Source organism: Microbacterium luteolum, assembly GCF_039533965.1.
Lineage (GTDB): Bacteria > Actinomycetota > Actinomycetes > Actinomycetales > Microbacteriaceae > Microbacterium > Microbacterium luteolum.
Map to the genome: position 1 here is coordinate 2431360 of NZ_BAAAUN010000001.1, position 20598 is coordinate 2451957.

21 protein-coding genes are annotated in these 20598 nt (G+C 69.2%); 12 read left to right on the forward strand and 9 right to left on the reverse strand.

Going from position 1 to position 20598, the window contains the following annotated elements:
- Positions 1-10 precede the first annotated feature (10 nt).
- Entirely contained in the window at positions 11-841 is an 831-nt protein-coding gene (locus ABD648_RS11730) for a hypothetical protein (RefSeq protein WP_282215139.1), read from the forward strand.
- Positions 838-1695, forward strand: a complete 858-nt coding sequence (locus tag ABD648_RS11735) for an SDR family NAD(P)-dependent oxidoreductase (protein WP_282215140.1) — start codon at positions 838-840, stop codon at positions 1693-1695. The genes ABD648_RS11730 and ABD648_RS11735 overlap by 4 nt, the downstream gene beginning before the upstream one ends.
- 41 nt (positions 1696-1736) lie before the next feature.
- On the opposite strand, the gene ABD648_RS11740 is transcribed toward ABD648_RS11735, so the two are convergent.
- Both ABD648_RS11740 and cuyB read right to left on the reverse strand, forming a co-directional pair.
- Positions 1737-3335: an amidase family protein gene (locus ABD648_RS11740; RefSeq protein WP_282215141.1), complete on the reverse strand. Its 1599-nt coding sequence runs from the start codon at positions 3333-3335 to the stop codon at positions 1737-1739.
- A gap of 123 nt (positions 3336-3458) precedes the next feature.
- On the reverse strand, positions 3459-4199 hold the full coding sequence (gene cuyB / locus ABD648_RS11745) for a cysteate racemase (protein WP_282215142.1): 741 nt from the start codon (positions 4197-4199) through the stop codon (positions 3459-3461).
- A gap of 368 nt (positions 4200-4567) precedes the next feature.
- On the opposite strand from cuyB, the gene ABD648_RS11750 reads away from it, so the two are divergent.
- The 3 genes from ABD648_RS11750 to ABD648_RS11760 all read left to right on the forward strand — a co-directional run bounded on the left by ABD648_RS11750 (position 4568) and on the right by ABD648_RS11760 (position 7431).
- A complete protein-coding gene (locus ABD648_RS11750; protein WP_282215143.1) occupies positions 4568-5569 on the forward strand; it encodes a magnesium and cobalt transport protein CorA in 1002 nt (333 codons plus the stop codon).
- Between the two features lie 192 nt (positions 5570-5761).
- A complete protein-coding gene (locus ABD648_RS11755; protein WP_282215144.1) occupies positions 5762-6436 on the forward strand; it encodes a HEAT repeat domain-containing protein in 675 nt (224 codons plus the stop codon).
- Positions 6437-6438: 2 nt separating this feature from the next.
- Positions 6439-7431, forward strand: a complete 993-nt coding sequence (locus ABD648_RS11760; RefSeq protein WP_282215145.1) for a MerR family DNA-binding transcriptional regulator — start codon at positions 6439-6441, stop codon at positions 7429-7431.
- A 13-nt stretch (positions 7432-7444) separates the two neighbouring features.
- On the opposite strand, the gene ABD648_RS11765 is transcribed toward ABD648_RS11760, so the two are convergent.
- The 3 genes from ABD648_RS11765 to ABD648_RS11775 are packed head-to-tail and all read right to left on the reverse strand — an operon-like array spanning position 7445 to position 11257.
- Positions 7445-7921, reverse strand: a complete 477-nt coding sequence (locus tag ABD648_RS11765) for a cytochrome C5 (protein ID WP_282215146.1) — start codon at positions 7919-7921, stop codon at positions 7445-7447.
- Between the two features lie 58 nt (positions 7922-7979).
- Positions 7980-10490: an ABC transporter permease gene (locus ABD648_RS11770; protein WP_282215147.1), complete on the reverse strand. Its 2511-nt coding sequence runs from the start codon at positions 10488-10490 to the stop codon at positions 7980-7982.
- Positions 10490-11257, reverse strand: a complete 768-nt coding sequence (locus ABD648_RS11775; protein WP_282215148.1) for an ABC transporter ATP-binding protein — start codon at positions 11255-11257, stop codon at positions 10490-10492. Before ABD648_RS11775 ends, ABD648_RS11770 begins: the two co-directional genes overlap by 1 nt.
- Before the next feature lie 108 nt (positions 11258-11365).
- Between ABD648_RS11775 and ABD648_RS11780 the strand changes: the two genes are divergently transcribed.
- From ABD648_RS11780 to ABD648_RS11790, 3 genes are read left to right on the forward strand one after another with little or no spacing between them, the layout of a single operon-like run.
- Positions 11366-12601 carry a sensor histidine kinase gene (locus ABD648_RS11780; RefSeq protein WP_344709138.1) on the forward strand — a complete coding sequence of 412 codons (1236 nt, stop codon included), beginning with the start codon at positions 11366-11368 and terminating at the stop codon, positions 12599-12601.
- Positions 12589-13227 carry a LuxR C-terminal-related transcriptional regulator gene (locus ABD648_RS11785; protein ID WP_282215150.1) on the forward strand — a complete coding sequence of 213 codons (639 nt, stop codon included), beginning with the start codon at positions 12589-12591 and terminating at the stop codon, positions 13225-13227. The genes ABD648_RS11780 and ABD648_RS11785 overlap by 13 nt, the downstream gene beginning before the upstream one ends.
- Positions 13228-13271: 44 nt before the next feature.
- Positions 13272-13664 carry a VOC family protein gene (locus ABD648_RS11790; protein WP_282215151.1) on the forward strand — a complete coding sequence of 131 codons (393 nt, stop codon included), beginning with the start codon at positions 13272-13274 and terminating at the stop codon, positions 13662-13664.
- Between the two features lie 7 nt (positions 13665-13671).
- Here ABD648_RS11790 and ABD648_RS11795 read toward each other — a convergent pair whose 3' ends face one another.
- On the reverse strand, positions 13672-14637 hold the full coding sequence (locus tag ABD648_RS11795; protein ID WP_282215152.1) for an acetylxylan esterase: 966 nt from the start codon (positions 14635-14637) through the stop codon (positions 13672-13674).
- Positions 14638-14775: 138 nt separating this feature from the next.
- Here ABD648_RS11795 and ABD648_RS11800 point away from each other — a divergent pair, with 138 nt between their 5' ends.
- The 4 genes from ABD648_RS11800 to ABD648_RS11815 are packed head-to-tail and all read left to right on the forward strand — an operon-like array spanning position 14776 to position 17028.
- A complete protein-coding gene (locus ABD648_RS11800) occupies positions 14776-15120 on the forward strand; it encodes a PadR family transcriptional regulator (protein ID WP_282215153.1) in 345 nt (114 codons plus the stop codon).
- A gap of 2 nt (positions 15121-15122) precedes the next feature.
- Complete coding sequence (locus ABD648_RS11805) at positions 15123-15494, forward strand: DUF1048 domain-containing protein (RefSeq protein ID WP_282215154.1); 372 nt, start codon at positions 15123-15125, stop codon at positions 15492-15494.
- Positions 15491-16264, forward strand: coding sequence for an ABC transporter ATP-binding protein (locus ABD648_RS11810; protein WP_282215155.1), 774 nt, complete (start codon positions 15491-15493; stop codon positions 16262-16264). Before ABD648_RS11805 ends, ABD648_RS11810 begins: the two co-directional genes overlap by 4 nt.
- The gene (locus ABD648_RS11815; RefSeq protein ID WP_282215156.1) at positions 16261-17028 is read left to right on the forward strand and encodes an ABC transporter permease; all 768 of its coding nucleotides are present in this window, start codon (positions 16261-16263) and stop codon (positions 17026-17028) included. Before ABD648_RS11810 ends, ABD648_RS11815 begins: the two co-directional genes overlap by 4 nt.
- A gap of 236 nt (positions 17029-17264) precedes the next feature.
- Here the strand turns inward: ABD648_RS11815 and ABD648_RS11820 are convergent, their stop codons facing one another.
- The 3 genes from ABD648_RS11820 to ABD648_RS11830 are packed head-to-tail and all read right to left on the reverse strand — an operon-like array spanning position 17265 to position 20465.
- Positions 17265-18182 (reverse strand): glycine betaine ABC transporter substrate-binding protein, encoded by a 918-nt coding sequence (locus tag ABD648_RS11820; RefSeq protein WP_282215157.1) that lies wholly within the window; start codon positions 18180-18182, stop codon positions 17265-17267.
- The gene (locus tag ABD648_RS11825) at positions 18175-19128 is read right to left on the reverse strand and encodes an ABC transporter permease (RefSeq protein WP_282215158.1); all 954 of its coding nucleotides are present in this window, start codon (positions 19126-19128) and stop codon (positions 18175-18177) included. Before ABD648_RS11825 ends, ABD648_RS11820 begins: the two co-directional genes overlap by 8 nt.
- The gene (locus tag ABD648_RS11830; protein WP_282215159.1) at positions 19128-20465 is read right to left on the reverse strand and encodes a quaternary amine ABC transporter ATP-binding protein; all 1338 of its coding nucleotides are present in this window, start codon (positions 20463-20465) and stop codon (positions 19128-19130) included. Before ABD648_RS11830 ends, ABD648_RS11825 begins: the two co-directional genes overlap by 1 nt.
- Positions 20466-20598 lie beyond the last annotated feature (133 nt).

A 20598-nucleotide genomic window follows, 5' to 3' on the forward strand; every position in this document is an offset into this window, starting at 1 on the left:
TGATCCCATCATGCAAGAGTTCTGGCAGTGGGCGGGCAGCTACTGGTGGCTCATCTTCCCCCTCTTCGGGATGGCCGGTGGCGTCGCCAAGGCGTGGGAGCGGAGCGCTCGACGCCGTCATGAGCGGCGCCTCGAGACCCTCAAGATCAAGGCCCAGCTGAAGACGGCCGAGATCGAGGCCCGTGCCCTGACCCAGCAGGCCAAGCGCCGCGGGCCGTCGATCGTCGACACCACGGCATCCGTCGCTCCGAACGATCTGCTCGTGCGCCTGTTCGCCGAGCACGACGAGATCACCGCGCGCTGGCTGGACTACGAGCTCGACGTCGCGAAGCTGATCGCGTTCCCCGCGATGAGCGATGGCCGTCAGCCGCTGACCGCCGCATTCCTGCGGGCCAAGAAGACCGCGGATGCTCTGCGCCCGGCATCCGCCGAAGGCAAGGTCACCGAGCATCAGGTCGCCGAGTACCTGCAGGCCGTCGGCGACTACGCGGTCGCGTTCGAGATCGCGGAGAAGGACGCCCGGCGCCTGCGCGACTCGACCTTCACCGAGCCGGAGCGCAAGCGCCTCGATCGCGCACAGCAGCTGCTCAAGGTCGCGGTCGACGAGTCGGCCACGCAGGCCGAGCGCAACGTCGCCTACAAGCGGGTGCGCGAAGAGCTCGACGGACTCATCCTGCTCTCCGACGACGCCGTCACGGTGCTCGAGAAGCAGGTCGCGCGGGAGATCGCCGCGCCGGTCGTGCAACCGGCGCCTGCGCCCGTGCCGGAGCCCGAGCCCGAGCGGATGCCGGTCGCCGAGCCGCTGCGCCCCGCTCCGCCCGCGCACCGAGAGGGCGCATGACACCCGACGGCGCTGCGCGCCGCCGGACGATCGTCATCACCGGGGCATCCGACGGGATCGGAGCCGCTGCCGCGCGACAGCTCGCGGCATCCGATGATCGCCTGCTGCTCGTCGGCCGATCGCCGGAGAAGACCGCGGCGATCGCGCGGGAGACGGGCGCCGAGCACCTCACCGCCGACTTCGCCCGTCTCGACGACGTCCGCGCGCTCGCGGAGCAGATCGCGGACCTGGTCGGCGACGACGGCATCGACGTGCTGGCGAACAACGCTGGCGGGATCTTCGGCGATCAGACGCCGACCGTCGACGGCTTCGAGAAGACCATCCAGGTGAATCATCTGTCGCCGTTCCTGCTGACGAACCTGCTGCTGCCGCAGCTGAGGAAGGCGGATGCCGCCGTCATCAACACCTCGAGCGTCGGCCATCGCCTGTTCGGACACATCGACGTCGACGACCTCGACAACCGGAAGAAGTACAGCGCCAACAAGGCCTACGGCGACGCGAAGCTCGCCAACGTCCTGTTCACGAAGAGCCTGCACACGAAGTTCCACCCCGGCGGCCTGAGCGCGGTGGCCTTCCACCCCGGCGTCGTGCGCACGAACTTCGCGGCCGAGTCGTCGAGCGTGATGCGGCTGATCTACCGCACACCTCTGAAGCACGTCCTGGCGATCAGCACCGACAAGGGCGGCGAGACGCTGCGCTGGTTCATCGAGGGCACCCCCGATGAGACCTGGTTCTCCGGCGCGTACTACGACGAGCGCACCCTGAGCACCCGCGTCAATCCGCAGGTCGACGACGCCGATCTCGCCGAGGCGCTCTGGCAGAACAGCGCGCAGCTCGTGGGTATCGACGCCTGAGGCGGGACGGACCGGGAGGCCCGCCCCGCCGAACCCCGGGGTTACAGCTTCGGCGCGCGACGCGCGTCCACTGCCTGCTCGTACGCGTAGGCGAACGAGATGAGCGAGGAGTCGCTCAGGCGGGTGCCGATGAAGGAGAGCCCGATCGGCAGGCCGGATTCCGTGAAGCCGGTCGGCACCGTGACGTGCGGATATCCGGCGGAGGAGGTATTGCGCGTGCTGCTCTGGAAGGGCGGATGCTCGTCGGAGTGCAGCGGAAGCGCGGGCAGGTCGGAGATCGTGACGATCGCGTCGAGGTCGTACTTCTGCAGGACTTCATCCACACTCTCCTGCGCACGTGTGGTCACCGTCTCGCGGTGTGCGAGATACTCGGGATCGTCGAGGTTTCCCTCGGTCTGGTCCGCCATGACGAGCCAATCCTGCTCCAGCGGGCTCGGCAGTTCGACCTCCGCATGCTCCTGGTTGTAGGCGATGAGCTCGGTGAGGCTCTGCGGGTGCGCACCGGGAGTCGCGGCGAGATATCCGTTGAGGCCGTGCTTGAACTCGGTGAGCAGAGCCGGAAGCAGATCCGTCGGGACCAGCGACGCGATGTCCGGCACGTCCGCCCCCTCGACGACCTCCGCGCCCATGCCGCGAAGCACTTCGACCGACATGTCGAACGCATCGTCCGCCTCGTCATCGATCCCCTCGTGACCGTCGCGCCATACTCCGATGCGGCTGCCGCGGAGCGCGTTCTGGTCGAGCATCTCGTCGAGATCCTGGGGCAGTCCGCCGTCGATGGAGCCCGCGTCGGTGTCGTCGAAGCCCGCGATCACCTGCAGTGTGATGGCCGCGTCGGTGACCGTGCGCGCGATCGGCCCCGGCGAATCCTGCGCGCTCGTGATCGGGATGACGCCCGACCGGCTGACCACCCCGAGAGTCGGCTTCAGGCCGACCGTCGATGCGGATGCGGCGGGGCAGGTGATCGACCCATCGGTGTCGGTGCCGATGGTCACGGTGGCCAGTGCCGCGGCCGCAGCGACGGCCGCGCCACTCGACGAACCGCAGGGGGTGCGCTCCAGGTCGTAGGCGTTGCCGGTCTGTCCGCCGACGGCGCTCCACCCGGGGATCTGACGCGAGGAGTAGAAGTTCGACCACTCGGACAGATTGGTCTTGCCCAGCACGATCGCCCCCGCGTCGCGCAAGCGCTGCACGAGGAACGCGTCCTGCTCCGGCTTCGAGTCGGAGAGAGCGGTCGAGCCCGCCGTGGTCATCTGCTGATCGGCTGTGTCCATGTTCCCCTTGATGAGGACGGGGATGCCCTCGAGCGGGCCGCGCGACTGGTCGGACTCCCGACGCTCATCACTCTCACGAGCGATGTCGAGCGCATCGGGGTTGACCTCGAGGACCGCATGGAGAGTCGGGTTCAGCTCCTCGATCCTGTCGATGTAGCCCTGGGTCAGCTGCTCGGCATCCACCTCGCCCTCGTCCATGGCGCGCTGCAGTTCCGGGATGGTCATCTCGTCCAGGAAGGTCGACATGTCCCTTTCCGGCCTCGGCAGCTCCACGCTGACCGTGCACGCGGCCAGCGGTGCGGCCAGGCATGCGACGGCCATCAGGGCCACGCCCCCGCGCAGCCGATTTCGGTTCGTCTTCAGCATCTTTCATCTCCTGTCACAGCGTCGATACGACGACACGATCGACGTCTCCTTCGACGGTAGATTCGCGTCCCGCCGAGAACGAGGGAGGCAGCCACCGCATGAGGGTGGGGCAGGCTGCACCGTTCAGACGACAGCAGTGGCGACCTCGCGCACGCACGCGGATGCGAGGCAGTCCAGGGAGTCCACCACGGGGACCACGCGGGACGCGGCTCCGAGCACGAGCGGCAGCTCCGTGCACGCGGCGATCAGCACATCGGCGCCGGCAGCGTGCAGACGCGCGGCGGCGGCCGCGACGAGGCGCTCGGCGCGGAGAAGGCGCCGTCCGCTCTTCACATGCCCGATCGCGTCGTCGATCAGCAGAGACTGGTCCGTGTCCGAGGGATAGAAGACGTCAAGGCCACGAGGCGCTGCGGCCGCGTCGTAAAGCCCGGCCGCTCTGGTGCCTCGTGTGCCCAGGATCCCGACCCGCTCCGCGCCCGTGCGCGCGATCCGATCCAGGGTCGCGCCGATCATGTCGACCCAGGTCGTCCCGGTGGCCGCGCGCACGGCGGGAAGGAACGCGTGAGCGGTGTTGCACGGCATGGCCAGGATCTCCGCACCCATCGCCTCGAGCCTTCGGGCGCCCTCGACCATCGCCGGCACCGGAGACGGCCCACCGCCCAGGATCGCGGCCGTACGATCGGGGATCCTCGGATCGCTCCAGATCACCGTGGGGATGTGGAGCTGGTCGTGGTCGGCCGGAGTGGCCCGCACCACCGCCTCGTAGAAGCGGGCGGTGGCGAGCGGCCCCATCCCGCCGAGCACTCCGAGCACCCGATGCTCGCCGGGTGGGCGCAGGCGCACGGAAGAAGCGGACGAGGACATGCATCGATCGTCTCGCCCTGCGACGGCGGATCGTCGGTGCCGACGGACGAAAAAGCCGCGGCGGTTCGTCCGACCGCCGCGGGACCCGGGCCCTTCGAATCGAGGTCGGCCGTCGGCCGTCGGCAACAGGAGTAACATGGCCCCTCGGGTCGTCCGACCCGAGGGGAGTCCGAAAGGCGGTGATGGCGATGTCCGGTGATAGTTACGACGCCGCCACCGCTGCGTCGAGACTCCCTGCGCTTTCGCGTTGAGCATCCGCTCCACGATCTCGCACGTCCTTCCGCAGCGTCGGCGGCGTCTCCCGCCCTCTGACTGATCTGCGCACGGAGCCTTCTGCTCCCGTGCGCCTGCGAGAACGGATGCGCATCATGGCGCTCATCGACAACGGCGTGTACGTCCACGGACGTCGCGTGGAGACCCCGAAGAACCTGGACGAGACCTACCGGATGCTGGATGCCGCGGGCGGCACCGCCTGGATCGGCCTCTACCGCCCGAGCCCGGAAGAGGTCGCGTCGGTCGCGCGCGAGTTCGATCTGCATCCGCTCGCCGTCGAAGACGCCCTGTCCGGTCACCAGCGGTCGAAGGTGGAGCGCTACGGGGACACCCTGTTCGCGGTGCTGCGCCCTGCGCGCTACCGCGACAAGGAGGAGTCCATCGAGTTCGGCGAGCTGCACCTGTTCGTCGGACCCGACTTCGTGGTGACGATCCGGCACGCCGAGTCGCCCGACCTCGCGGCCGTGCGCCGGCGGATGGAGGCCAACCCCGACCTGCTGGCGATGGGACCCGAGGCCGTGCTCTACGCGATCCTCGACGAGGTCGTCGACGGGTACGAGCCGATCGTCGCCGGTCTGCTGAACGACATCGACGAGATCGAGGACCAGCTCTTCGGCGACAGCGACGACGACCAGCTCTCCCGGCGCATCTACGAGCTCTCGCGCGAGGTCATCAACTTCCAGCGGGCGGTGCATCCGCTCAGCGGGATGCTGGAGTGGCTGCGCCGCGGGTCGGAGAAGTACCGCATCGACGAGGAGCTGCAGCGGTCGCTGCGCGATGTGCTCGACCACACGATCCGGGTGAACGAGCGGGTCGACTCGTTCCGCGCGATCCTCGAGAACGCGCTGACCGTGCACTCCGCGCTCGTCGCCCGCCGGCAGACCGAGGCGGGGCTCGCGCAGAACGACGAGATCAAGAAGATCTCCTCGTGGGCGGCGATCATCTTCGCTCCCACGCTCGTCGGCACGGTCTACGGCATGAACTTCGAGGTCATGCCCGAGCTGCACTGGGCCTTCGGCTATCCGATGGCGATCGGCGCGATGGCCGCGTTCGCCGTGGCGCTCTACGGGGTGTTCAAGTACAAGAAGTGGCTCTGAACCGGGGCATCCTGCCGACTTCTGCGGCCATCTCGAACTTCTGCGGCCCATCCGGGCTGATGTGGCCGCAGAAGTTCGGATCGGCCGCAGAAGTCGGGATCGGTTGCTGGGCGCCGGAATCGACATCGACATCCGAGAAGACTTGACCTTGTCACAGTGACAAGGTGTCTGATGGAGGGTGGAGGTGGTCTCATGACCGACACGAACATCGAAACCGACGCCGCGCGACGGCTCGACACCGCTCTGCAGGCGGAGTCCGCATCGACGCGCTTGCAGGCGGCCCTGACGGCGGGCACGCACCCTCGCCCCGAGTACATCCGGGTGCTCATCACCCAGTGCCGCATCGAACCGGACTTCTCCGTGCGCGACATGCTCACCTGGGCGCTCACCCGTCACGATCGTGAGGCGACCGTCGATCTGCTGCTGCCGGAGCTCGGCTCGGCCACGCCCCAGGCCCGCAGCCAGGCACTGCACACGCTGTCGAAGATCCGCGACCCGCGCGCGTGGCCGGCGATCACGACCTCCTTGCTCACCGACGACGACGCGGAGGTGGCCCGAGCCGCCTGGCGCACGGCGGCCGGGCTTGCCCCCGACGAGGAGAAGGGCCGACTCGCCGAGGTTCTGGCCACCCAGTTCGCGCGGGGCGACCACGACCTGCAGCGCAGCCTGAGTCGCGCCTTCGCGATGCTCGGCGCGCCGGCGACGGCGGCCGTCGAGAAGGCGTCGACCTACCCCGGACCCGAGGTGCGCATCCACGCGATCGCGACCGCGCACGTGATGGACAATCCCGACGACGGCTTCGAGGCCGCCGTCGCCGAGGCACGGCGCGTCGTCGCCCTGCGCGCGGCGCCGCGCATCGAGGACTGACCATGCTGATCGGCGAGGTGGCGCAGCAGACCGGCATCAGTGCACGGATGCTGCGCCACTACGACCGCATCGGTCTGGTCTCGCCGTCGGAGCGCTCGGCCGCGGGGTACCGTCGCTATTCGGATGCCGACGTGCAGCGGCTGTTCCGGGTGGAGGGTCTGCGGTCACTGGGGCTCGGCCTCGCCGAGATACCCGCGGCGCTCACCGACGAGCGGTTCACCACGCGCGGCATGATCGATCAGCTCCTCGATCGCTCTCGCGACCAGCTCGCTCGGGCGCAGGAGCTGGTGTCGCGGCTGGAGCAGGTGCAGGCGTCCGAACCCGAGGCCTGGCCGGACGTGATGCGGACGATCGGGCTCATGCGGGGATTCGACGCGGACGATGCATCTGTCCGCCAGCGACAGGCGCTCTCTCTGCCGGACGCAGACGAGCGTGATGCCGGGGTGCTCGTCGAGGCCCTGCTCCGCGAGGAGGATGTCAATGCGAGCGGAGCGATCGCCTGGGCCGTGGCGCGCGCGGGCGACGCGGCGATTCCGCTGCTCGCCGCCGCTCTCGACTCGCCGGCGGAGGATCGACGGCATCGCGCCCTCCGAGCGCTCGAGAAGATCGGATCCCCCGCCGCCCTGAGCGCGCTGACGGATCTCGCCGACCACCGCGATCCGCTCCTCCGTGCCCGCGCGCACCTGGCCCGCGGGCGCACGGGCGACGACGAGTCCATCGACGCGATCGTCGAGCTGATCGTCCTCGGCACTGCCGACATCGAGGCCGTCGAGGTCCTCGAGGGTCTGGCGCGCTCGGATGATCTCGCACCTCGGATCGCGCGCGCCCTGGCGGTCGCCACGGCATCCACCGACCCGGCGGCTCGGCGCCGTCTCGCCGGTGCGCTCGGATCGATTCCCGGCGACGAAGCGGTCACCGCGCTCCGCGACCTCGCCGAAGATCTCGAGCCGTCGGTCGCCCTGACCGCGAAGGCCCTGCTGCGCGCGCACGAGTGAGCGCGCGCCGGCATCACTGCGGCGTGGAGCTGTCCCGATCCCTGACCTCGATGTTGGCGATCTCGAGTTCGTCGTCGAGCTGCACCAGGATCCGCGAGTCGGGGAACTGCTTCGGTGCGTCGAAGGCGAGGAGCACGGCATCCGCGAAGACGACGACCGAGGTCGCCTCGAGGTCGTCGCGCAGGTCGACCTGCTCGATCACCGGCTCGTCGTCGACCGCCTCGTCGATGTCGTCGGCGACCTCGTCGATCACGGCCCGCCAGCGCGTCTCGTTCACGGAGAGGATGCGCGTGACGGCGGCGATCAGCGCGTCGTCGTCGAGGACATCGTCGTCGTCATCCAGTTCGGGGTCGACGTTCACGGTCACGACCGTGCCGGCGGCGTCGATGCTCGCGCGCCCGTAGATCAGGCCGTTCTCGACGACCGGTTCATCGAGCAGCCCACTGTCGACGATGCGGGCGAGGAGGTTGTCGAGAAGCGGGGAGGTCATGAGACCAGTCTTTCGCATCCGGCCGCCGCGCGGGCGGCCGGATGCGGAGACGATCGGGTTACTGCCGGGACCCGATCTCGTCGATCGGCCGCGTGCGCATCGCGGCGATCGTCGCCGCCCAGATCGACAGCAGGGCGAGAGCGCCCATCGACCCGACGATCGCCAGCGAGGGCAGCACGGGCAGTGCCGGGATCGGCTGGCCGGAGATCCCGATGCTCAGGCCGATCAGCGACGGAACGGCGACGACGACGCCGAACACCACTGAGATGCCAGCCACCAGCACCGCCTCGACGCGCATCATCGCCCGCACCTGGCGCCGCGAGGAGCCGATCAGCTGCAGCAGCGCGAGCTCACGCGACCGCTCACCGGTCGCCATGACGAGCGTGTTGATGACGGCGATGGCGATGTAGCCGAGGATGACGATCAGACCGATCACGCCCACCCACCCCTGCTGCGACTGCGCGTCGGCGCCGGCCGCCTTCTGGCCCCCGGCATCCGTCGGTGTCAGTCCCGCCTCGGTCAGCGCGGTGCGCACCTGGTCGAGAGAGCCGTCGTCGACGGCCACGAGTGCGAACGCGTCCAAGCCGGCTGTGGTGTGCTCGCGCACCGCCTCGACGTCCATCGTGAGGTCGCCGAAACCCAGACCGCGCTCGTAGATCGCCACGACGGTCGCCTCGAGCGGCGTCCCGTCGCCGAAACGGCCGGCGACCGTGTCGCCGATGCCGACGCCGAGGGTCTGCACGGCATCCGTGCTCACTGCCACGGTCGCTCCGCCGTCGAGCGCGGCCAGCGTGCCCTCCTGCACCTGCAGGTCGAGCGCTGTGTCGACCGTTGCCGGGTCGACGCCCTGCAGAACGTGCTCTCCGCGCTGCACCTTGCCCTCGAAATCGCGGGAGTCGATGATCGCGCTGGTGATGGCGATGCCGGACGCGTCCGAGACCCCGGGGATCGAACTGATCGCCTCCGTGGCCGCCGGAGAGAGTCCCGCGGATGCCGTGACGCGGAGGTCGGCCGTGACACCGGCCTGCGCCTGCGCGGCGGCCTCGCTCGCCATGATCGCGGGGGCGCCGATCTGCACCAGCCCCAGGCCGATACCCAGCGCGATCGGGAGGATCGCGCTCGCCAGCCGACGGCTGTTCGCCGCGGCATTCGCGGCCGCGAGGAACCCGGCGGCCGACATCCGCCGCAGCACGGAGCCGATCAGGCGCACGCTGAGCGACACCAGCCACGGTCCCAGCAGCGCGAGCGCGACGATCAGCATGATCACGGCTCCGGCCGAGGCGCCGGCCGCGTTCTCGCCGCGCACGACCAGCGGAACGGTCGACACCGAGATCCCCGCGGTCGCGAAGACGATGCCGGCGATGATCCGCGGCAGTCCGCTCGCGGCGGGACCAGTGGCCGATTCCCGCAGCGCCTCGATCGGGTCGAGCTTCGCCGGCCGCCGAGCCGCGATGCGCGCCGCGCCCCACGCGGCGCCGAGCACGAGCAGCACCGCGCCGACCGCGGGGATCGGACCGACCGCCAGAGCGAAGTCACCGGGGATCACGCCGCCCGACACGAACGCGCCCTGCAGCACGGTCGAGAGCGCGTATCCGGGAGCGATGCCGGCGAGCGCCGCGATCACCGCGATCGACAGCACCTCCCGGGCGACCAGCGCATGGACCTGCTTCGGGCTCGCACCCACCGCGCGGAGCAGCGCGTAGTCCCGGCGACGCGACTGCACCGACAGCGAGAGGGTGCCTGCCACGATGAACATCGCCACGAGGATGCAGGTGCCGACGAACGCGCTGCCGATCGCGATGAGCGTCGCCCGGGCCGCGCCCGAGTCGAGGAACTCGATGTCGCCACGGCCGTCTCCGGTCTGCGCGACCACGCCGGGTAGCGCATCGCGGATCGCGTCGGCGGTGCGGTCCGCCTCGCCGGGTGCGGTGAACACGCCCAGCACCTGCGCGGCGCCGCCGTGCGGGTCGAGCTGCGCGATGCGCCCCTCGGTGAGGAAGACGTGGTTCGCGCGTTCGGGCACGACCGGACCGTCGACGACGCCGACGACGCGGTACTCCGCCGCGACCCCGCCGTGCGAGAGGGTCACGGCGTCGCCCACGGCCTCGCCGGTGACGGCCGTGACGACGACCTCGTTGGCGGAGGCGGGTTCGCGACCCTCGCGCAGGACGAATCCGGTCAGGGCCGTCGAGGCCCACGGGTGCGCCTCGACGGGTGCCGCATCGTCGCCCGCGACGAGGGGGACCGTGACGTCGGCGACGACGCTCTCGACGCCGGGGATCGCGGCGATCTCCTGCGCGGCATCCGCGGGAAGCGGGGCGCGCTCGCGCAGCGGGAGCGGCATGTCCTCCGGGACGTCGACATACTGCGGCGAGCCGACGACCACGTCGACCTGGGTGTAGCGCTCGGGGGCGAGGCCCCCGCGGATACCGGACTCGACGAGCACACCGAGCCCGGTGACCAGGATGCTCGCGACGAAGATCGCCACCGCCACCCCGGCGAAGCTGGCACGGTTGTGACGCAGGTCAGCACGCACGAGGCGACCGAAGCTCAGACGCTGACCGGTCATCACCACTCCCCGAGCGCGCTCATGCGGTCGGTGATCTGCGCCGGCGTCCCACCGTCGAGGTACCCGGCGAACGACCCGTCGGCGAGGAAGATCACGCGGTCCGCGTGCGAGGCGACGACCGGGTCGTGCGTCACGACGACGACGGTCTGGTCGAGCTCCTTCGCCGTGTGCGCGAGCAGATCGAGCACCTGCTTGCCGGAGCGCGAGTCCAGCGCGCCCGTCGGCTCGTCGCCGAAGACCACGTACGGCCGGGTGATCAGCGCGCGGGCGATCGCGACGCGCTGCTGCTGGCCGCCGGAGAGCTCGGCCGGACGGCGGAGCCGCCGATCACGGAGCCCGACCGCGTCGAGCAGGAAATCGAGCCATCCCGGGTCGAGCCGGCGCCCGGACAGGCGCAGCGGGAGCGTGATGTTCTCCTCGACGTTCAGGGCGGGGAGCAGGTTGTACGCCTGGAAGACGAAGCCGACGTGGTCACGCCGGAACGCCGTGAGCTTCGCAGCGCGCAGTCCGGAGATCTCGGTGCCGCCGAGCTGCACGGTGCCGCTGGTGGGCTTGTCGAGGCCGGCCGCGCTGTGCAGCAGCGTGCTCTTGCCCGAGCCGGACGGGCCCATGATCGCGGTGAACGAGCCCTTCGCCAGGACGAGGTCGACGCCACGGAGCGCCGACACCGCATTGGCGCCGGAGCCGTAGGTCTTGACGACGGATTGGAGGCGCAGCGCCTCGGCCGGACGAGCGTCGGCGGCGGATGCGAGTGGTGTGGAGGTCATGCTTCGACGCTACGAACGCCGGCGACGGCATCCCATCCCGCTGCCCACCGGAACGATGGTGGTGCTGGCTATACCGCGCCGGCATCCGCACTCCGGCAGACTTGCAGAGTGAAGGACGGACGGATGCGACGCTGGCTGCGGGACTGGCGGTACGTGGCGGTCGAGTTCGCGGCATCCGTCGTCTCGCTCGTGCTCTTCTGCGTCGGGATGCTGCTGCTGCCGCTGATGATCATCACCGGCGGCGTGCTGATCCTGCCGCAGGCCGTACGCATCCTGCACGCGTGGAGCGACCTCAACCGCCGGCGCATCGGCGCCTTCCGCGGGGTGGACCTGCCTCCGATCTCGCGCCCGCTCCCCCCGGGGGCCACGATCGACGATCGTCTGCGCTTCGCCTTCTCGCGATCGACCGGCCGCGACGCGCTGTGGCTCGCCGTGCACGCCCTGCCCGTGTTCTCGGTGTCGTTGCTCGCGGCTGTGCTTCCGGTGGCTGCGGTCAACGCCCTCGCCCTGACCTACTACTGGCAGTTCGCGCCCGCCGATGATCCGGTCGGATCCCCCTATCCGGTCACCTCGTGGGAGCTCGCGGCCACGATGCCGCTGGTCGCCGTCGCCTATGCGCTGATCTCCTGGTGGCTCATGCCCGCCGTCGCGCGGCTGGTGTCCTGGACGTCGGCGCGACTGCTCGCGACGCCCGAGAAGTCGCGTCTCGCCGCACGCGTGGACGCCCTCACGCTCAGTCGCGCCGCCGCCCTCGACGCGCACGGCGCGGAGCTCCGCCGCATCGAGCGCGACCTGCACGACGGCGCACAGAACCGCCTCGTGAACGTCGTGATGATGCTCGGGATCGCGGAGCGGGCACTCGAGACCGATCCGAGCGGAGTGCTCGAGCCGCTCCGCCGCGCGCAGGATGCCGCGACCGACGCCCTCGCGGGGCTGCGCCGCACGGTGCACGACATCTATCCGCCGATCCTCGACGAGCTCGGCCTGGAGGGGGCGCTGGCGTCGCTCGCCGGCCGCAGCGCGGTGCCCTGCACGATCGAGGCCGCCGATGTCGGACGCGTGCCCGCCGCGGTCGAGTCCGCCAGCTACTTCGTCGTCGCCGAGGCTCTCACCAACGTGAACAAGTACAGCGGCGCCGCGCACGCGACCGTGCAGGTGAGCCGCGAGAGCGAGCGCCTGATCATCACCGTCGAAGACGATGGCGCGGGCGGCGCCGTGGAGCGTCCGGGCGGCGGACTCGCCGGCATCCGCCGCCGCGTCGAGGCCTTCGAGGGCACGACGGAGCTGACCAGCCCGGTCGGCGGACCGACCACCCTGAGAGCGGAGCTGCCATGCGGATCGTGATCGCCGAGGACGACACCCTGCTGCGGGAGGGGCTCGCGCTGCTGCTGCGCAGCGAGGGCTTCGATGTCGTCGCCGCGGTCGACAACGCCGACGACTTCCTGCTCCGGCTCGACGAAGCGGATGCCGCGGTCGTCGATGTGCGGATGCCGCCGACGTTCACGAGCGAAGGGCTGAAGGCCGCGGCCGAGGCACGCGCGCGTCGCCCGGGCTTCCCGGTGCTGGTGCTGTCCGCCTACGTCGAGGACCGCTACGCCGGGGAGCTGCTCGCCGCCGGCGCCGACGGGCTCGGGTATCTGCTCAAGGAGCGCGTCGGCAAGGTCGCCTCGTTCATCGACGCCCTCCACCGCGTGGCCGCGGGGGGCACCGTCATGGACCCCGAGGTCATCTCGCAGCTCATGAGCAGGCGTCGCGCCGACGACCCGGTGCAGTCGCTCACGCCGCGAGAGCGCGAGGTGCTCGGGCTCATGGCGGAAGGCCTCGACAACGCCACGATCGCCGCACGACTCTTCGTGACGGAGACCGCGGTGAGCAAGCACATCGGCAACATCTTCGCCAAGCTCGGGCTCGCGACGAGCGACAGCGGGCACCGCCGCGTGCTCGCTGTGCTCGCGTACCTCCGCGACTGAGCAGGCCCCTGGACACGTCGCCCGGACGAGCGCATGCTGAGACCATGACCGCCTTCCAGACCACACACGCGTTCAGCGGGTTCAGCGTCGACGACATCGACGCTGCTCGCTCCTTCTACCGCGACACGCTCGGCATGGACGTCACCGACAACGCCATGGGCTTCCTCGAGATCGCGCTGCCGCAGGGCGGCTCGATCCTCGTCTACGGCAAGCCCGATCACACGCCGGCGAGCTACACGATCCTGAACTTCCCGGTCGACGACGTCGAGGCCGCCGTCGACGAGCTCAACGCGAAGGGCGTCGTGACGAAGATCTACACCGACCCCGATCTCGGCACCGACGCGAAGGGCATCTCGCACGGCGCCCCGGGCAAGGGACCGGACATCGCCTGGTTCACGGACCCCGCGGGGAACGTGCTCTCGGTGCTCGCGGGCTGACGCGGGGTCAGAGCCGGTCCGCGAGCCACGCGGTCTGCCGGTGCCACTGCACGATCAGCCCGCCCTCGTGGCCGTTGAACTCGTAGACGGCGATCTCGGCATCCGCGGAGCCGCAGTGGTTGAACGCCGCGAACACGCTCGACGGCAGCACGACGGCATCCATCAGGGCGACCGAGAACAGCACCGGCGCAGTGATGCGGCGTGCGAAGTTCACGCCGTCGAAGTACGACAGGGTCTCGAAGATGTCCTCGACCCGCCCTCGGTGCACGCCGAGGTAGCGCCCGATCTCGGTGAACGGCAGCTCGGGGGTGAGCTGCACCGACCGTCGGAAGTGACACAGGAACGGCACGTCCGGCATGGCCGCGGAGACGTCGGGGTGCAGGGCCGCGGCCGCCAGGCTGATGCCGCCGCCCTGGCTGCCGCCGGTCACGCTGATGCGACCGCTGTCGACGGCATCCAGCTGCTTCACGGCATCGATCAGCAGCACCGCATCCGTGAACACGCGACGGTAGAAGTACGTGTCGGGATGCTGGATGCCGCGGGTCATGAAGCCGGGGATCGATCCCTCCGACCCGTGCGGGTCGGGGGTGTCGCCGCCCGATCCCCATCCGCTGCCCTGACCGCGGGTGTCCATCAGCACGTGCACGTAGCCGGCGGCCGCCCACTGCAGCCGCTCGCCGGGGATGCCGCGACCGCCGTTGTAGCCGATGTACTCGACGACGGTCGGCAGCGGGCCCTCGACCTGCGGGCGAGTGATCCACGCGCGGATCGGCTCGCCGCCGAATCCGCTGAATGTCAGATCCTCGACGATCAGCTGCGTGATCGGGGTGGCGACCGACTCGACCACGGGCGCCGCGGCGAGCGCGCGTGACTCGGCGAGCGTACGCGCCCAGAAGTCGTCGAAGTCCGCGGGTTCGGCTACGTCGGGCCGGAAGGAGCGGAGCTGGTCCAGGGGGAGATCGGTGAGAGCCATCGGCGAAAGGTTAGCGGGGCCCTCCGGAGCCGACCAAAAAGATTTCAGTATTCGGTGTTGCTAAGTACCGGTACTCAGTGTTACTTTGTACCGGTACCCAGCAACACTGAGTACCGACAGAAACGAAAGGAGGACCTGATGGGCAGGCAGATGACCGAGATGCTCAAGGGCACTCTGGAGGGCATCGTTCTGGCCCTCCTCGCCGAGCAGCCGGCGTACGGGTACGAGATCACCACACGGATCCGCGACCACGGGTTCACCGACATCGCCGAGGGCACGATCTACGCACTCCTCGTGCGCATCGAGCAGAAGAGCCTCGTCGACGTCGAGAAGGTCCCGAGCGAGAAGGGCCCGCCGCGCAAGGTCTACAGCCTCAACGCCGCGGGCACGCAGGAACTCGAGGATTTCTGGAACACCTGGAGCTTTCTCAAGAAGCACATCGAACAGCTGAACAAGAACAACACCGAGAACAAGGAGAACTGAGCATGGCCGCGAAGTGGATCGAAGCGATCACCGGATCGCTCGAAGAGAAGAAGCAGTACAAGCAGGCTCAGGCCCGCATCAACGCCCTCCCCGAGCCGTACCGCGAGGTCGCCAAAGCGCAGCAGCGTTACAACATGTACTACGGCGGTGTCACGGACGGCGACACGATCGTGAAGATGTTCCTCGACATCGCGGATCTGTGGGAGCGCGCCGCGATCGACGGCACCCCGGTCAGCGCCATCGTCGGCGACGACCCCGTCGAGTTCGCCGAGAACTACGCGGCCGCATACGGCGGACGGCAGTGGATCGACAAGGAGCGCACGCGCCTCATCAAGGCGTTCGACGACGCGAAGAAGAAGGAGAACGGATCATGAGCACCGCAGCCATCAGCGTCAAGGGCCTGCAGAAGTCCTACAAGGACCTGCATGTGCTGCGCGGCGTCGACTTCGACGTGCAGAAGGGCAGCATCTTCGCCCTTCTCGGGTCGAACGGCGCGGGCAAGACCACCGTGGTGCGCATCCTCTCCACCCTGCTGAAGGCGGATGCCGGCACGGCCACCGTGCAGGGCGTGGACGTCGCGACCGATCCGGTCGGCGTCCGCGAGAAGATCAGTCTCACCGGGCAGTTCGCCGCGGTCGACGAGATCCTCTCCGGACGCGAGAACCTGGTGCTGGTCGCGAAGCTGCGGCACCTCCCCGACGCCGGGAAGGTCGCCGACGATCTGCTGGCGAAGTTCCGACTGACGGATGCCGGTGGCCGCAAGGTCGGCACCTACTCGGGCGGCATGCGCCGTCGGCTCGACATCGCGATGAGCCTGGTCGGACACCCCGAGGTCATCTACCTCGACGAGCCGACCACGGGCCTCGACCCCGAAGCCCGCATCGAGGTGTGGGACGTCATCAAGGAGCTCGCGAACACCGGCACCACCGTGCTGCTCACCACGCAGTACCTCGACGAGGCGGAGCAGCTGGCCGACCGCATCGCGATCCTGCACGAGGGACGCATCATCGCCAACGACACCCTCGCCGGGCTGAAGAAGCTGCTCCCGGCCGCCAAGGTCGAGTACGTCGAGAAGCAGCCCACCCTCGAGGAGATCTTCCTCACCCTCATCGGCCCGTCTTCCAAGAAGGAGAACGCAGCATGACCACGCACTTCGCGGCGGACACCGCGACACTCACCGGCCGCTCCATGCGGCACATCTTCCGCAGTCCCGACACGATCATCACCACGGCGGTCACCCCGATCGCCCTGATGCTCCTGTTCGTGTACGTCTTCGGGGGCGCTCTGCAGACGAGCACCGGTGCCGAGAACTATGTGAACTACCTGCTTCCCGGCATCCTGCTCATCGCCATCGCATCCGGCATCGCCTACACGGCGTTCCGACTGTTCACCGACATGCAGAGCGGCATCTTCGAGCGGTTCCACTCCATGCCGATCGCCCGCTCGAGTGTGCTGTGGGCGCACGTGCTGACGTCTCTCACCGCGAACGCGATCACGCTCGCTATCATCTTCGGCGTCGGATTCCTGATGGGCTTCCGCACCGGAGCGAGCGTCGGGGCATGGCTCGCCGTGATCGGCATCCTGATGCTGTTCACGCTGGCCCTCACCTGGCTGGCGATCATCGCCGGCCTGAACGCCAAGACGGTCGACGGCGCGAGCGCCTTCTCGTACCCGCTGATCTTCCTGCCGTTCATCAGCTCGGCCTTCGTGCCGACGGACACGATGCCCGGTCCGGTGCAGTGGTTCGCCGACAACCAGCCGGTCACCTCGATCGTCAACACCATCCAGGCGCTGTTCGCCGAGAAGCCCGTCGGCAACGACATCTGGGTCGCTCTCGCCTGGTGCGTCGGCATCCTCGTGGTCGCCTACGTGTTCGCGATCATCTCCTACCGGAAGAAGGTCAGTTGATCTCTCCGAGCGGGACGGGACGCTCCGTCCGGGGTTCACACTCCGGACGGGGCGTTTCGCTGCGCTCGGGGCGCTGCGCGCGTTTCGCCAGGGACGAGGATCCCACGGGCTTGGGCTGACTTTCTCACCCCGCACGGAATGAAGGAGATCTCGCCGTACGAAGGAGCCCCTGGCGAATGGGGCCCTTCATAGTGCGAGATCTCCTTCAGAGCGGGAGACGGATGCCGCGGCTCAGGTCAGCTGACGACCCACTCGAACTGGTCGCCGTACTCCTCGAGCCAGGCATCCACGGCTTCGGCCTCGCGGCCCTCGCCGTACTCGTTCACCACGAGGTCCTCGAGCGAGCCGTACTGCTCGTCGTCGAGGACGATCTGCTCGATGAGCTCGGCCGCCTCGGGGAACTCGTCCGCGAAGCCCTTGGTGCCGAGGAAGTGCAGCCCCTCGGCCTCGCCCATCGCGCCCTTGGGGTCTTCGAGATCCTTCACCGGGAAGGCGTCGTTGGCCCAGAACGGACGCCACAGCGTCACGGCGATGTCCTGCTTCTTCTCGGTCGCGGACTTCAGCTCGGTGAGCATGGCCGCGGTCGAGGAGGTGACGAGCTCGTACTGGCTGTCGAGGCCGTAGGCGGGGAGCATCTTCTGGGTCTGCGCGGTCAGACCGGCACCGGGCTCGATGCCGTAGATCTTCCCGCCGAGATCGGCGCCCGCGAGGTCGTCGATCGTCTCGAGCTCGGAGTACTCCGGCACCGCGATCGTCAGCCGGGCGTTGTCGTAGTAAGTGCCGAGGTCGTCGATCGAGTCGCCGTACGTCTTCATGTACTCGGCGTGCGTCACCTCGGGCCACGCCGAAGGAAAGACGTCGACGTCGCCCTGCGCGAGCCCGGTGTACAGCGGGCCCGCCTCGGTCAGCGTCTTCAGCTCGACGTCGTAGCCGATCTTCTCGAGCTGGTCCTGCAGCAGGTACGCGGTGCTGAGTCCGTCGGTCCACGATGGGAGGAACCCGAGCGTGATGGTGCCCTTGTCGCCTCCGCCGCCGGCGCTTCCGCCGCCGCCGAGCTCGATGGTTCCGCCCGCGCCGTCGCTCGCGCAACCGGAGAGGGCGAGGGCTCCTGCGGCGCCGATGGCCGCGATGGTCATGATCCTGCGATTACGCATTCTGGAGCTCCTTCTCTTCGACGGTCGTCTCGACGGCCGGGGCGGATGCCGCGGCTGCGGCTGTCGCCTGGCGCTGCGCACCGCGACGACGGATGACCGCCAGCAGCGACGCCGGGTTCTGGCCCAGCGTGCCGAGCGCCGCGGTGACGCGGTCGAGGAAGACGGCGATCAGCACGACGCCGAGGCCGGCCTCCACACCCTTGGCGATGTTCACGGTCGAGATGGCTTCGACGACCATCTTCCCGAGGCCGTCTGCTCCCGCCATTCCGGCGATGACCGCCATGGACAGGGCGAGCATGATGACCTGGTTGATGCCGGCGAGGATCGTCGGCATCGCGAGCGGAAGCTGGATGCCGCGCAGGATCTGCCCCGGCTTCGCGCCGAAGGCCTGGCCGGCCTCGACGGTCTCGGAGTCGACCCCGCGGATGCCGAGCTCGGTCAGTCGCACACCCGGAGGCAGCGCGAAGATGACCGTGGCGACGAGTCCTGGCACGACGCCGATGCTGAAGAACACGATCGCGGGGATCAGGTACACGAACGCGGGCATCGTCTGCATGAAGTCGAGCACGGGCTTGAGCACCGCGCGGACCGTGGCGTTGCGCGCCGACCAGATGCCGAGCGGCACGGCGATCACGACCGCGACGAGTGCGGCGACCAGCACGAGGCCGAGCGTCTGCATCGCGGGGACCCACAGGCCCATCGCGACGATCAGCGTGAACGACACGACCGTGCCGATCGCCAGCTGCCACGAGCGCACCAGCCAGGCGATGAGCGCGGCGATGGCGATCACGACGAAGAAGTAGGGCAGCAGGAGCAGCGAGGTGAGTCCGTCGACGAGGAACGTCACCACGAACGAGACGACGTCGAGCAGGCCGTCGAGGTTGACCTTGACCCAGTCGACACCGGCTTCGACCCAGCTGCCGAGGGGGAGGCGGAAACCATCCATCAGCGCACCTCCTCTGTCAGTTCGGTTCCTGAGCCGAACGCATCTTGGGCCCCTGAGCTCGTCGAAGGGCCGGGGTCCGTCCATCCGTCATCGAGCACGGCGTCGATCTCGGCCTGCGGCATGGGCATCAGCGGGAGGATGATCTCCTCCGTGGCGCCGGGTCCGGGGCCGAGGGCGGCGAGCAGGGTCACACGCGGGATGACGCCGACGAGACGCCCCTCGGCATCCGTCACCGCCAGCGGCAGCGGCGACTCGACCGCTGGCACGAACAGGTTCATCAGGACCTCGTCCTCGCGGACGCTCTGCAGCACGGGCTTGAGCACGGAGTCGAGCGTCGTGGCGCCGGAGCGCACGAGCTTCACGGCATCCCGGTCGGTCACGACGCCGAGCAGCTGCCGGTCGCGGCCGACGACGTAGGTCGCCGACATGTAGGCGTCGCGCATCTGGCGGAGAGCCGTGCGGGGACCGGCGGTCTCGGGCACGACGGGACGCGGGCGCTCCATGACGTTCGCGGCGGTGAGCACGCGGGCGCGGTCGACATCCTGCACGAACTGCTCGACGTAGTCGTTCGCGGGGTCCATGAGGATGTCCTCCGGCGTGCCGATCTGCACGATGCGGCCGTCGCGCATCACGGCGATGCGGTCGCCGAGGAACATGGCCTCGTTCAGGTCATGGGTGATGAAGACGATGGTCTTCTGCAGCTTCTCCTGCAGTTCGAGCAGCTGCTCCTGCATCTCGCGACGGATGAGCGGGTCGAGCGCGCTGAACGCCTCGTCCATCAGCAGGATGTCGCTGTCGGCGGCGAGGGCGCGGGCGATGCCGACGCGCTGCTGCATGCCGCCGGAGAGCTCGGACGGCATCTTCTCGCCCAGGCCCTCGAGGCCGACGAGCGAGAGGATCTCCGCGGCCTTGGCGAGGCGCTCCGCCTTGGCGACGCCCTTCAGCTCGAGCGGGTAGGCGACGTTCGCGGCGACCGATCGATGAGGCAGCAGCGCGAAGTGCTGGAACACCATCGAGATGCGGTCGCGGCGGATCTCCCGCAACTGACCGTTCGGGATGCCGGTGATCGGATCGCCATTGACGGTCACGGTGCCGGAAGTGGCGTCGTGCAGGCCGTTGAGCATGCGGATGATGGTGGACTTGCCCGATCCGGACAGGCCCATGATGACGAAGATCTCACCGCGGTTGACGGTGAAGCTCGCGTCGATGACGGCTGCCGTGCCCGCGTCATCGACGGCGGTGCGGCTCTCACCGGCCTTCAGACGACGGACAGCCTGGCTCGGATTCTTCCCGAACACCTTGAACAGATTGCGCGCTTCAAGAGCGATTTCGGACACGTTTCCCCCGCGGCTCGCCTCGGCGGCTGAGCCTGCTTCGGTTACGCCCGGGTGATCCTCACGAGGCCGTTCGACATGACTGCTGTGGCGGCGCGGACAGCGGATTTCGGATCCGCCGCAGAGAGCATCGACC